10 protein-coding genes are annotated in these 12,028 nt (G+C 65.6%); 6 read left to right on the plus strand and 4 right to left on the minus strand.

Annotated features, from left to right (window positions below; all coding sequences use genetic code 11):
* Positions 1-44: 44 nt before the first annotated feature.
* Complete coding sequence (locus Q2M23_RS33315) at positions 45-314, plus strand: hypothetical protein (RefSeq protein ID WP_057020179.1); 270 nt, start codon at positions 45-47, stop codon at positions 312-314.
* A 116-nt stretch (positions 315-430) separates the two neighbouring features.
* Here Q2M23_RS33315 and Q2M23_RS33320 read toward each other — a convergent pair whose 3' ends face one another.
* Entirely contained in the window at positions 431-700 is a 270-nt protein-coding gene (locus Q2M23_RS33320) for a metal-sensing transcriptional repressor (protein WP_057020119.1), read from the minus strand.
* 340 nt (positions 701-1,040) lie between these two features.
* Between Q2M23_RS33320 and Q2M23_RS33325 the strand changes: the two genes are divergently transcribed.
* From Q2M23_RS33325 to Q2M23_RS33345, 5 genes are all read left to right on the plus strand, one after another.
* The gene (locus Q2M23_RS33325; protein WP_057020120.1) at positions 1,041-1,304 is read left to right on the plus strand and encodes a hypothetical protein; all 264 of its coding nucleotides are present in this window, start codon (positions 1,041-1,043) and stop codon (positions 1,302-1,304) included.
* 408 nt (positions 1,305-1,712) lie between these two features.
* Positions 1,713-3,356: an NRAMP family divalent metal transporter gene (locus Q2M23_RS33330; RefSeq protein WP_316398322.1), complete on the plus strand. Its 1,644-nt coding sequence runs from the start codon at positions 1,713-1,715 to the stop codon at positions 3,354-3,356.
* Between the two features lie 35 nt (positions 3,357-3,391).
* Entirely contained in the window at positions 3,392-3,592 is a 201-nt protein-coding gene (locus tag Q2M23_RS33335; RefSeq protein ID WP_316398323.1) for a hypothetical protein, read from the plus strand.
* A gap of 310 nt (positions 3,593-3,902) precedes the next feature.
* Complete coding sequence (locus Q2M23_RS33340) at positions 3,903-5,891, plus strand: carbohydrate porin (protein WP_316398324.1); 1,989 nt, start codon at positions 3,903-3,905, stop codon at positions 5,889-5,891.
* Between the two features lie 382 nt (positions 5,892-6,273).
* Entirely contained in the window at positions 6,274-7,749 is a 1,476-nt protein-coding gene (locus Q2M23_RS33345; protein ID WP_316398325.1) for an FAD-dependent monooxygenase, read from the plus strand.
* A 9-nt stretch (positions 7,750-7,758) separates the two neighbouring features.
* Here the strand turns inward: Q2M23_RS33345 and Q2M23_RS33350 are convergent, their stop codons facing one another.
* The 3 genes from Q2M23_RS33350 to Q2M23_RS33360 form a co-directional block, all read right to left on the minus strand.
* Positions 7,759-9,384, minus strand: coding sequence for an FMN-binding glutamate synthase family protein (locus Q2M23_RS33350; RefSeq protein ID WP_316398326.1), 1,626 nt, complete (start codon positions 9,382-9,384; stop codon positions 7,759-7,761).
* Positions 9,385-10,039: 655 nt separating this feature from the next.
* The gene (locus Q2M23_RS33355) at positions 10,040-10,909 is read right to left on the minus strand and encodes a patatin-like phospholipase family protein (RefSeq protein ID WP_082654003.1); all 870 of its coding nucleotides are present in this window, start codon (positions 10,907-10,909) and stop codon (positions 10,040-10,042) included.
* Positions 10,910-11,161: 252 nt separating this feature from the next.
* Positions 11,162-11,935, minus strand: coding sequence for a ferredoxin--NADP reductase (locus Q2M23_RS33360; RefSeq protein ID WP_076832718.1), 774 nt, complete (start codon positions 11,933-11,935; stop codon positions 11,162-11,164).
* Positions 11,936-12,028: the final 93 nt, after the last annotated feature.

Consider the following 12,028-nt stretch of genomic DNA (forward strand, 5'->3'; position numbering starts at 1 on the left):
CATGCGGACCACACCGGTGCCGCCCACACAGGATGGAGTATTCCATGTCGATCAAGACCAAGTTCGCCGCCCTCGCCCTCACCGCGCTCGCCGTGACCGGCACCATCGCGTCCACGACGTCGCAGGCTGAAGCGAAGCCCTATGGCTGGGGCTGGGGCGTTGGCGCAGGTCTCGTCGGCGCTGCCGTTGTCGGCAGCGCGATCGCGGCCAGCGACGGCTATTACTACGGCGGTGGCTATCGGCGCTGCGGCTGGGTGCGCCAGTTCGACGCCTACGGCAATTACATCGGCCGCGTGCGCAGCTGCTCCTACTGATCGACGCAATTCCCAGGGTTGCGGATCCTGTGTTCGGCACGGGTCCTCATCCACCCCGTGCCGCAACCGACCCGTCCGGTGATCCCCCCGGGCGGGTCAATTCTTGAACGCGGCAATCACAGATACTTCGCGACCAGTCTGAAATCGCGTAGCACGGCTCGCCCTTTCGGCCCCGATGCCTTCAGCGTGTCCTCGAGGCTGTGCCCGATGTGATCGTGGATCAGCGCCTTCTTGGCGCTCTCGATCGCGCTCTCCACCGCCTGCAATTGCTGGGCGATCTGCGCACAGGGCCGGCCCTGCTCGATCATCTCGACGATGGTGTCGAGATGGCCGTTGGCGCGCTTCAGGCGCCTGGCGATCGCAGCGTGCGGATGGTCGTCGGACATCTGGCTCTCCTATCCTCCCCGGAGGATAACCGTGATCCTCCCCGGAGGATAGCGGAATCGGCTTGACAGGCCATTGTCGCGGGCGTAGTGCCCGATGATCGGAACGTTCGTTCCGCGCCGGGGGTTCTATCTCCGGAGACAAGTCGATCCACGAGCCAGCACAGAAGGCACATGGGCAGTAGCAACTCAGGCGACAGTAGTCCGGCGATGCCGGGACTGGTGACGCCGTAACACAGCAAGACTGATCGCGCAGATCTCGCCTGCGTGGACGGGTGGTCGGGCCCAAGCTGACCACTGCTTCTCACCGGCCTGCCGCGACCAGCGGAAGTGGAGGTGAGCGATGTTCGAAAAGCTCGCAAAATTCCGGCAAGCAAGCCCGCGGCGCGTTGTCGAGCCGCGGCGCATGCCGCCGCCGGCCGCCATTCATTGCAATGACAACCTGCCGGGCTTTCGCCGCCTGGCGGGCCGCCGCCGGCGTCCAACCCCGGCCTGTCATTGGGTCCTGATCGACGGCCGCCTGGAATGCCGTTGGATCGTCGACGACAGCGGCGGTGATCTCGATCAGCAGCGACGCGCCGCAGCGAAGCCACGGCTGTGCGCTTAGGCCGACCGTGAGGGCGGGCTTGATAACGACAGTGCTGGCCGCTCCCTCTCCCCGTTCTTGCGGGGAGAGGGTTGGGGTGAGGGGCCGTCTCCGCGCACACGGTAATAGCTGAGTTCGCGGAAGCTCCCCCTCACCCGGATCGCATCTGACGATGCGATCCGACCTCTCCCCGCACGCGGGGCGAGGTGAAGCGGCGCCCGCTGCTCGGTCGGAAGTAGTCGTCTTGGTTTAGGAGGCCGACATGGACGAAGGACCTAGTCGTCCCGTTGCGCGCCATCGCGGCGCGGCAGCGGGATCATTGAGCTGCATCAGATCTGGAAATGCCGCTGCTCAGGGCAGCGGAGACGTGCGCGCCTGACGACGCCTGCGTCCCTCCCGCCGTGCCGAAAGGCGGCGAGGAGACGCGAAATGACCGAAAGCAAGACCACACAAACCGCCATTCTCGACAGCGCGCATGCCGGCGACATCCACGGCGCGCTCGGCAGCATCGCGCGCGACGACACCGCGCCGCGCGCGACCTTGCTGGCCCGGCTGAAGACGCTGCTGGCGATCGTCGGCCCCGGCCTGATCGTGATGGTCGGCGACAACGACGCCGGCGCGTTCGGCACCTATACCCAGGCCGGACAGAATTACGGCACCGCGCTGCTGTGGACGCTTCTGCAGCTGATCCCGGTGCTCTACGTCAACCAGGAGATGGTGGTGCGGCTCGGCGCCGTCACCGGGGTCGGCCATGCGCGGCTGATCTTCGAGCGCTTCGGCAAGTTCTGGGGTGCCTTCAGCGTCATCGACCTCCTGGTATTGAACGCGCTGACCATCGTCACCGAGTTCATCGGCATCACGTTTGCACTTCACTTTCTCGGCGTCTCGCAGTTCTGGGGCGTGTTGGCCTCGGCTGTTATCGTGATGCTGGCGGTCTCGACCGGCGACTTCCGCCGCTTCGAACGCTTCGGAATTGTGCTGGTCGCCGGCAGCCTGCTGCTGGTACCCGTGATCCTGATGGTGCATCCGCCGGTCGGGCAGATCGCGGCGGACTTCTTCGTGCCGAAGATGCCGCAGGACGCCAAGCTCAGCGAGGTGATGCTGCTGATCGTCGCCATCGTCGGTACCACGGTGGCGCCGTGGCAATTGTTCTTCCAGCAGAGCTACATCGTCGACAAGCGGATCACGCCGCGTTTCATCCGCTATGAGCGGATGGATCTGTGCATCGGCATCGTGCTGGTGGTGGTCGGCGCCGTCGCGATGATCTCGTTCTGCGCGGCAGTCTTCGCAGGAAAGCCCGAATTCGGCAATTACACCGACGCGCTGGGGACCGCTGTGGGCCTCGAGACATATGCCGGCCGGCTGCCGGCGGTGCTGTTCGCCCTTGCGCTGCTCGATGCCTGCATCATCGATGCTGCGGCAGTCTCCCTCGCGACCGCTTATGCGATCGGCGACGTGTTCGCGGTCAAGCACTCGCTGCACCGCAAGCCGTGGGACGCGAAGGGCTTCTACAGCGTCTATTGCGGCCTGATCGTGCTCGCGGCGGCGCTGGTGCTGACGCCGGGCACGCCGCTCGGACTATTGACCAACGCGGTGCAGACGCTGGCCGGCGTGCTGCTGCCGAGCGCGACCGTGTTCCTGCTGCTGCGGTGCAACGATCGCCACATCCTCGGGCCCTGGGTCAATTCCCTCAGGCTGAACCTGTTCACCGGCGCGGTGGTCGCGGGGCTGGTGATGCTGTCGGTGATCCTGACCGCCGCGGTGCTGTTCCCCGATCTCGGCGAGGCGTGGATCATCGGCATCCTCGTCGCCGGCAGCCTGCTCGCGTTGTTGGTGACGGCAGCCGTCAAGTTCTACGGGATGTCGTCGCGCGGAAACGCGTCCTTCCGCTTCAATCGCAAGCCCTCGCTGGTCGACCGCGACAGCTGGCGGATGCCGCCGCTCGACCGGCTGCCGCCGGCGCGGCTCAGCCCGCTGAGCCGGATCTGGATGATCGTGCTGCGCGGCTATCTCGTCGTCGCCGCCGGCCTCGTGCTGCTGCGGATCGTCCAGCTCGCCACGGTGGGAGCGTGACCGCGCTCAGTCGCGGCCGGCGATGGAGCGCGATCGTGCTGCTCAGGCTGGCGAGCGCCGTCCTGCGCGGCGCGGCCGCGCTCCACCGGAAACGCACAATCTCAAACGCCGGGCTGCGGACGGCGCTGTCGCTGGCGCGATGTGTCGAACGGGCCGGCGCGCGGGTCATGCTCGGCAGGGCATCGCAGCCGGCACTCATCAACACAAAGGACGAGAACAGTGACCGCATCGATTGAACGGTCGGGTCGCGACCGGTTTGCCATGGACAGGCGGCCGATCGCCGCCGATGTGGCCCGCCACCTCGCGCTGTTACGTGACTGTCACGGTGGCGTGCAAATCGGAACGGTATTGGGCGCGCCTCAGTTGCTATTGCGAATTATTTGCAATAAGCAGCCGGGGATGCTAGGTGCTGATCTGGCTTGGGATGGGACGACACAGATCGGACCGGGGACGGCGGGCGATGATTTCAAATCTCGGGTGGCAAGCGGCCACCAAATCTGCAGTGATGCCGGGCGAAACCGCCACTCGTTCGCGGAAAGCCGCGTCATGACCTGCGTCCGCCTCTTCCGGGTCCAGATCGCCGCCGGCGCAGCGCTCGGTGCGGCAACCTTCGGCGCGCCGGCGACCGCGGCCGATCTGGCGCTCAAATCCCCCGCCGCCAGGTCGGTCTACAGCTGGACCGGATTCTATGTCGGCGCCCATGTCGGTTATGGAGACGGCACGCTGGGTCCCGGCACCAATCCGATCCTGGAACAGGGCGTGTTCTTCCCGCCCACCATTACCGGCGGGATCGGCGGCTTCCAGGTCGGATACAACAAGGAGTTCGCCAACCGCTTCGTGCTCGGCGTCGAGGCGGATGCGACCTTCACCGGCCCGACCGACCTGCCGCGGCGGGTGCTCGGCCCCTTCAATTCGTCGATCGACTATGTCGGCACGCTGCGCGGCCGCGCCGGCTACTCCTTCGGCACCTGGATGCCTTACGTGACCGGCGGTTTCGCCTGGGGCCACAGCCAGGTTCGGGTCAACGATGCCGCGGGCGAGGTGATCTCGGAGCCCGGGCAGTACCAGACCGGCTGGACCGTCGGCGCCGGCGCCGAATTCGCGGTGAGCGGCAATTGGACCGCCAAGGTCGAATACGACTATGTCGACCTGTCGCGCCGCACGCTCGGCCTCAATGATTTCGGCCTGCCCGGCGTCAGCATCGACCCGCGCATCCATTTGCTGAAATTCGGCCTCAACTATCAGCTCGGCGACTCGCCATGGTCGGCAACGCCGACGCGCACCGCGCTGCCCGAATCGAGCGACTGGAGCGTGCACGGCCAGACGACGCTGCTGCCGCAGACCTATCCGTCCTTCCGCTCGCCCTATGCCGGCACCAACAGCCTTCCCGGCGCGGGGCAGTTGCAGCAGACCTGGACCACGACGGCGTTTCTCGGCGTGCGGCTCTGGGAAGGCGGCGAGTTCTACTTCAACCCGGAAACCGCGCAGGGCTTTGGCCTCAACGGCACGCTCGGCCTTGCCGGCTTCTCGAACGGCGAAGCCCAGAAGGCCGGCGCGCCGTTCCCGAAAATCCGGCCGCAGCGCTACTACTTCAAGCAGACCTTCGGCTTCGGCGGCGAGCAGGAAGACGTCGCCGACGGCCCGAACCAGATCGCCGGCAAGCGTGACATCGATCGCCTCACGCTCGTGGTCGGGCGCTTTGCGGTCGGCGATTTCTTTGACGGCAATTCCTACGCCAAGGACCCGCGCGCCGATTTCATGAACTGGGCGATGTGGGCGTCCGCCGCCTACGACTTCCCGGCCGACTTGCCCGGCTACACCCGCGGCGCCGTGGTCGAGCTCAACCGCAAGGATTGGGCGGTGCGCGCCGGCGTGTTCCAGGTGCCGAACGCACCGAACAGCGACGTTCTGGTGTTCAACACCGGCGGCGCCGTGGTGGAATTCGAGGGCCGCTATTCGATCTTCGACCAGCCCGGCAAGCTGCGCGTCGGCGTGTTCGGCAACCGCGGCAACACCGGAAATTACGCCCAGGCGCTCGCGATCGAGGACGCCAATCCGGGGCTCGACATCAACGACGTGATGGCCGGCATCCGCAAGGACAATCTGAAATACGGCTTCTATCTGAACGGCGAGCAGCAGATCGCAAAGGATGTCGGCCTGTTCGGCCGCCTCAGCTGGAACGACGGCCGGACCGAGATCCTGTCGTTCACCGATGTCGATCGCAGCGTGTCGGGCGGCCTGTCGATCAAGGGCAGCAGGTGGGGACGGGCGAACGACACGATCGGCATCGGCGGCGCGATCAACGGGCTGTCATCAGCGCATCGCGACTACCTTGCCGCCGGCGGCCTCGGCCTTCTGATCGGCGACGGCGCGCTGAACTACAGCCCGGAGCGGATCTTCGAGACCTACTACGCCTATCAGGTGAACAAGAACCTGACGCTGACCGCGGACTATCAGTTCATCACCAACCCCGCCTACAACGCCGACCGCGGCCCGGTGCACATCTTCTCCGGCCGCATCCACGGCGAGTTCTGAGGTTCACCACATCCCACGTCGTCCCGGGCAAGCGCAGCGCGACCCGGGACCCATAACCACCGCTGATTGTCGTTAGAGCGGCTGAGGAATCCAACCACACGATCCTGTGGTATGGGTCCGGCTTTCGCCGGGACGACAGCGAGTTTGCATCGCCAGCGCGCGTAGCCCGGATGAAGCGCAGCGAAATCCGGGGCGCTCGATCCGCGCGCGAAAAAACCGGATTGCGCTCCGCTCCATCCGGACTACGGACTCTTCTGGCAATGGGCTGAATTGGTTCACGAACGCCCTCTCCCCACTCAGATATATGTAGACCCCCCGGGCTTGCCGCAAGCCCGGGGTCATCCCGTAGAACGCGCGCCCCAAACGAACGGAGGAGTGCGGGATGCGGAAACATGCTGTCGTGATTGCCGGCGGAGGTCCGACCGGGCTGATGCTGGCGGGCGAGTTGGCGCTGGCCGGAATAGATCTTGCGATTGTCGAGCGGCGCGCGGGGGAGGACCTGATCGGCGCTCGGGCCGGCGGCCTGCACGCGCGCACCATCGAGGTGCTCGATCAGCGCGGCATCGGCGACCGCTTCGTCGCGCTGGGGACGCGCCATCCGGCAGTGCTGTTCCATTCGCACCTGGTTCCGCTTGAGATCACCGACTTTCCGACCCGGCGCAATTTCACGCTGGGGCTCCGGCAGAACCATATCGAGCGCCTGCTCGGCGAATGGGTCGGCGAACTGGCGGTGCCGATTATCCGCGCGCGCGACGTGACCGGCTTCACGCAGGACGACGCCGGCGTCGACGTCGAACTGTCGGATGGCCAATTGCTCCGGGCACAGTATCTCGTCGGCTGCGACGGCGGCCGGAGCCTCGTCCGCAAAGCGGCCGGCATCGAATTCGCCGGGTGGGATCCGACCACGAGCTGGCTGATTGCCGAGGCCGAGATGGCGGGCGAGCCGGAATGGGGCTTTCGCCAGCACGACACCGGCACCTCGGCGATCGGCAAGGCGGACGCTGGCGGGCGGGTGCGGCTGGTGCTGGCCGAGCGGCAACTCGGCACCGACCGGGAGCCGACCCTGCGCGACGTCAGCGAGGCGCTGGTCGCCGCGTACGGCACCGATTTCGGCATCCACAGTCCGGGCTGGATCTCGCGCTTCACAGACATGACCCGGCAGGCCGTGACCTACCGCAAACAGCGCGTGCTGCTGGCCGGCGATGCCGCCCATGTGCATCCACCGATGGGCGGCCAGGGCCTCAATATCGGCGTGCAGGACGCGGTGAACCTGGGCTGGAAGCTGGCCCAGGTGGTCAAGCAGATCGCGTCGGACAGCCTGCTCGACACCTACGAAGCCGAACGGCATCCGGTGGCGGCCCGCGTGCTGCGCAACACCATGGCGCATGTCGCGCTCAACCGCACCGATCCGCGCACCAAGGCGTTGAACGAGATCGTCTCCGACCTTCTGCGCATGGACGTGCCGCGCAAATGCTTTGCCGCGATGATGTCCGGCCTCGATCTTCACTACGATCTTGGCGACGGCCATCCGCTGCTCGGACGCCGCATGCCCGATCTCGATCTGGTCACCGCCAACGGCCCGGTGCAGGTCTTCGCGCTGCTGCAGCGGGCGCGGCCGGTTCTGCTGAATTTCGGCGAGCCCGGCGGCATCGCCATCGCGGGATGGACCGACCGGGTTCAGCTGGTCGATGCCGAGTATCGCGGCGCATGGGAGCTTCCCGCGCACGGCACGGTTTCGGCCCCGATCGCGGTGCTGGTGCGGCCCGATGGCTATGTGGCGTGGGTCGGAGAGGGAACGCGCGCGGGGCTAACCGAGGCGCTGACCAAATGGTTCGGCGCGTCCGCCGGTACGCAATGAGCGTAGCCCCTACCCCGCCGGCTGGAACGAATCCGCGCGCGCCATCGCCCAGGCGTCGCGGAAGCGGCGGTCCTGGGTGCCTTCGAGCAGTTCGCCGGGGCGCAGCGTCGGATAGAGCTCGGCGAAGGAAGAGACCTCGGTGGTCGAACTCCGCTGCGAGAAGTGGATCGGGCGCAGCTCCTTGGTGTGCTCGAGGCCGGCGGCGGCGAGCAGCTCGGTCAGCGCGTGCAGGGTCGAGTGGTGGTAGTTGTACACGCGGTCGATCTTGTCGGGCACATAGAGCGCGCGGTTGCGGATCGGGTCCTGCGAGGTGACGCCGGTCGGGCAGCGATCGGTGTGGCAGCTCAGGGACTGGATGCAGCCGAGCGCGAACATGAAGCCGCGCGCCGAATTGCACCAGTCGGCCCCGATCGCCATCGCGCGCGCCATGTCGAAGGCGGTCGCGATCTTGCCGGAGGCACCGATCTTGATGCGATCGCGCGCGCCGATGCCGACCAGCGCGTTGTGGACGAAATTGACGCCCTCGCGCATCGGCATGCCGAGATGGTCCATGAACTCGAGCGGCGCGGCGCCGGTGCCGCCTTCATTGCCGTCGACCACGATGAAGTCGGGATAGAGTCCGCTCTCGTGCATCGCCTTGCAGATCGCCAGGAATTCCCAGGGATGGCCGATGCACATCTTGAAGCCGGCCGGCTTGCCGCCGGACAGCTGGCGCATCCGGGCGACGAATTCCATCATCTGCAGCGGCGTCGAGAACGCCTTGTGATAGGCCGGCGAGATGCAGTCCTCGCCCATCGGTACGCCCCGGATCTTGGAAATCTCCTCGGAAACCTTCGCCGCCGGCAGCACGCCGCCATGGCCGGGCTTGGCACCCTGGCTGATCTTGAGCTCGACCATCTTGATCTGATCGTCGCCCGCGACGCTCGCGAAGAGATCCGGATTGAAGGTGCCGTCGCGGTTGCGGCAGCCGAAATAGCCGGAGCCGATCTCCCAGATGATGTCGCCGCCCATCTCGCGGTGATAGGGGCTGACACCGCCCTCGCCGGTGTCGTGGGCGAAGCCGCCCTTCTTGGCGCCGGCATTGAGCGCCCGCACCGCGTTCGGGCTCAGCGCGCCAAAGCTCATCGCCGAGATGTTGAAGACCGAGGCCGAATACGGCTTGGTGCAGTCCGGGCCGCCGACGGTGATGCGGAATTTCTGGTCGGCCTTCGGCTTCGGCGCCACCGAGTGGTGCATCCACTCATAGCCCTCGCGATAGACGTCCTCCTGGGTGCCGAACGGCCGCTTGTCGAGCACCATCTTGGCGCGCTGGTAAACCACCGCGCGGGTGTCGCGCGAGAACGGCATGCCGTCCTTCTCGCTCTCGAAGAAATATTGCCGCATCTCCGGGCGGATTTCCTCGAGCAGGAAGCGGACATGCGCCGAGATCGGGTAGTTGCGCAGCACCGCGTGGTTCTTCTGGGTGAGGTCGCGAATGCCGAGCAATGTCAACGCGCCGAAGATGACCAGCGGGATCAGGACGATCCTGAAGACCTTGTGATCGAAAATTCCAACCAGCAGCAGGAGCGCGGTGACGACGGCGCAGATGGTCAGCACGATGAAGCGCGGCGAGAACGGAAGCAGCACTGTATCCATGAAATTCCTCCGGTCTGCCCAAATGACCTGTCGGCCGCGAGCCTAATCCAACTCGCGGAACAAGTGCACTACGGTTATACGGCCGAGCAGTCACAGATGTGACAACCGCCCGAATGGGCGGGTGCGGATACCGGTCAAACTAAAACGAAATCGACTTTTGCACTGCAACGAAGGGGAGCGCATGCGATAACCTGCCGTCGCAGGGCGCGCTGCCAAAATATCGAAAACAACCCCATGCAAAGGAGCCGGCGACGTGCCGGCGCTCGACCAGGCACCTTGACACGTCGGGCAAATCAGCGGCATTATTCTATTATCCCGAAATCGTGATGTGAATCTGCGGCTCCTCCAACCCGTCATCCCTGCCTGGTGCGCAATTGCGCACGGGAGCAGGGACCCATACGCTGCGGCGGACCTTCATCGATCACGCCGATCGAGGCACCTTCATCGCCAAATTCGTCCACGACTACAATCGAACCAGGCTCAAATGCCTCCGCTACCAGGCCCCAATGCGGGCCCTCGCCAATCATACGGGACCAAACACTTTCGCAGGGACGACGATGGGGATGGTTCTCGATTCGAGGCGTCGCACCACGCGGTGTCATCACCCGCGCATGTGAGTGCGCTGCAGAGGAGATGAGGAGAGAGCACCGTTCGCCTAATGCTCGTGCGGCTGCAATTCGTGCGGGATGTGGCCAGGCTTCAGGCCGTCGCCGTCGAGCCAGGCGTTGGTGGTGTCGAGCGCCCGCGTGATATGATCCGAGGTCCGGGAGAAATCGTAGGGCGAGCCGACCAGCGGGCAGAGCGGCGGCACCACGAAGTACTCGACATCGGGCCCGATGTTCTCGAGCTCGTTGACGAGCTGCCGCGCGATCAGGAGCGTCAGCGCGTGCAGGGCATTGGCGAGCGCGCCGACCGGCGGCGCCTGGTTGGCGCAGGCATGCCCGGTCGGCAGCACAATCAGCCGTTTGGCGCCGTGCCTGACCGCGACGCGGACCGGCGTGTTGCTGGAGATCGCGCCATCGGCCAGGAAACGATCGCGGTAATGCACCGGCGTGAACGCGCCGGGGATCGCGGTCGATGCGACGATCGCCTCGGCGGTCGAACCTTCCGACAGCACCACGCTGTCGCCGCTGATGATGTCTGTGGTGACGATGTGGATCGGGATCCGCGCGTCCTCGAGATTGCGGAACGGGATGTAATCGTCGATCAGCTTGCGGACGCCGTCATGCGGGATCAGGAAGTCACGCCGCCACAGGAAGCTCACCAGCGTCCGCCAGGTCACCGGAAACACGTCCTGACGGCTGAGGCCGCGCCAGATCTCGGCCAACCGCGCGACGCCCGAGACCGTCGGGTCGCCGGCGTAGAACGCGCCGTTCAGTGCGCCGACGCTGGAGCCGACCACCATGTCGGCAACCACGCCATGCGCGGCCAGCGCCTGCAGCATACCGACCTGGATCGCGCCAAAGCTGCCGCCGCCGGCAAACACAAAGGCGGTTTTCGGTGCATCCGGATCGGTGATGGACAAGGTTCTGCTCCCAAATCGCCGCGTTCGCGCAAAGGCCGCGCGGCGTTGGGGGCGTTATAGCAGCGTGGCAATGGTGCGCACTACAAACACCATCGTCGTCCTGGCCTAGTCTAGTGAGCAATTGCGCACGGGGCCGGGGCCCATAACCACAAATGCAAAAGGCTGAAGCCCGGTGGGGCCTCAGCCTTCGTCCAATCAGCAACGGTGGTTATGGGTCCCGGGTCGCGCTTCGCTTGCCCGGGACGACACCGGTTAGCGCTCGACGAACGCCTTCTCGATCACGAAGTGACCGGGAGTGTTGCCGCTGCCTTCCTTGAAGCCGCGCGTCTCGAACAGCTGCTTCAGCTCTTCCAGCATCGCCGGGCTGCCGCACATCATGATGCGATCGGTCTCGATGTCGAGCGGGCCCTGATGCAGGTCGCTGAACAGCTGGTTGGAGGTGATCAGATCGGTGATGCGGCCGCGGTTGCGGAACGGCTCGCGCGTCACGGTCGGGTAGTACGAGAGCTTCTCGGACAGCAGCGGCCCGAACAGCTCGTCGTCGCGCAGCTTGGCGACCAGCTCCTCGCCATAGGCGAGCTCCGAGACCTGACGGCAGCCATGCACCAGCAGGATCTGATCGTAGCGATCATAGACCTCGGGGTCCTTGATCAGGCTGGCGAACGGGGCGAGGCCGGTGCCGGTCGACAGCAGCATCAGCCGCTTGCCGGGAATCAGGTTGTCGGTGATCAGCGTGCCGGTCGCCTTGCGGCCGACCAGAATGGTGTCGCCCTCGCGGATCTTCTGCAGCTTGGAGGTGAGCGGGCCGTCCTGCACCTTGATCGAGAAGAACTCGAGCTCTTCCTCGTGATTGGCGCTCGCCATCGAATAGGCGCGCAGCAGCGGCCTGCCGTCGACCTCAAGGCCGATCATGGCAAACTGCCCGTTCTGGAAGCGGAAACCGGAATCGCGGGTCGCCCGGAAGCTGAAAAGCGTATCGGTCCAGTGCTGAACGGAAAGAACTTTCTCTCGATAGAACGCGCTCATGGGTTTTCGTTTTCTCGACTGACCAGAATTAGAATGGTTTGATTTCTAGACGGCTCGCGACGGCGCGGAAGTGGCCGAAATCACTGAAGATCT

The sequence above is a fragment of the Bradyrhizobium sp. 33ap4 genome, from assembly GCF_032654765.1.
Classification (GTDB): Bacteria; Pseudomonadota; Alphaproteobacteria; order Rhizobiales; family Xanthobacteraceae; genus Bradyrhizobium; species Bradyrhizobium australafricanum.

Coding starts and splice junctions, on each gene's coding strand:
- Q2M23_RS33315 (WP_057020179.1), top strand. CDS start 45: ATGTCGATCAAGACCAAGTTCGCCGCCCTCGCCCTCACCGCGCTCGCC.
- Q2M23_RS33320 (WP_057020119.1), bottom strand. CDS start 700: ATGTCCGACGACCATCCGCACGCTGCGATCGCCAGGCGCCTGAAGCGC.
- Q2M23_RS33325 (WP_057020120.1), top strand. CDS start 1,041: ATGTTCGAAAAGCTCGCAAAATTCCGGCAAGCAAGCCCGCGGCGCGTT.
- Q2M23_RS33330 (WP_316398322.1), top strand. CDS start 1,713: ATGACCGAAAGCAAGACCACACAAACCGCCATTCTCGACAGCGCGCAT.
- Q2M23_RS33340 (WP_316398324.1), top strand. CDS start 3,903: ATGACCTGCGTCCGCCTCTTCCGGGTCCAGATCGCCGCCGGCGCAGCG.
- Q2M23_RS33345 (WP_316398325.1), top strand. CDS start 6,274: ATGCGGAAACATGCTGTCGTGATTGCCGGCGGAGGTCCGACCGGGCTG.
- Q2M23_RS33350 (WP_316398326.1), bottom strand. CDS start 9,384: ATGGATACAGTGCTGCTTCCGTTCTCGCCGCGCTTCATCGTGCTGACC.
- Q2M23_RS33360 (WP_076832718.1), bottom strand. CDS start 11,935: ATGAGCGCGTTCTATCGAGAGAAAGTTCTTTCCGTTCAGCACTGGACC.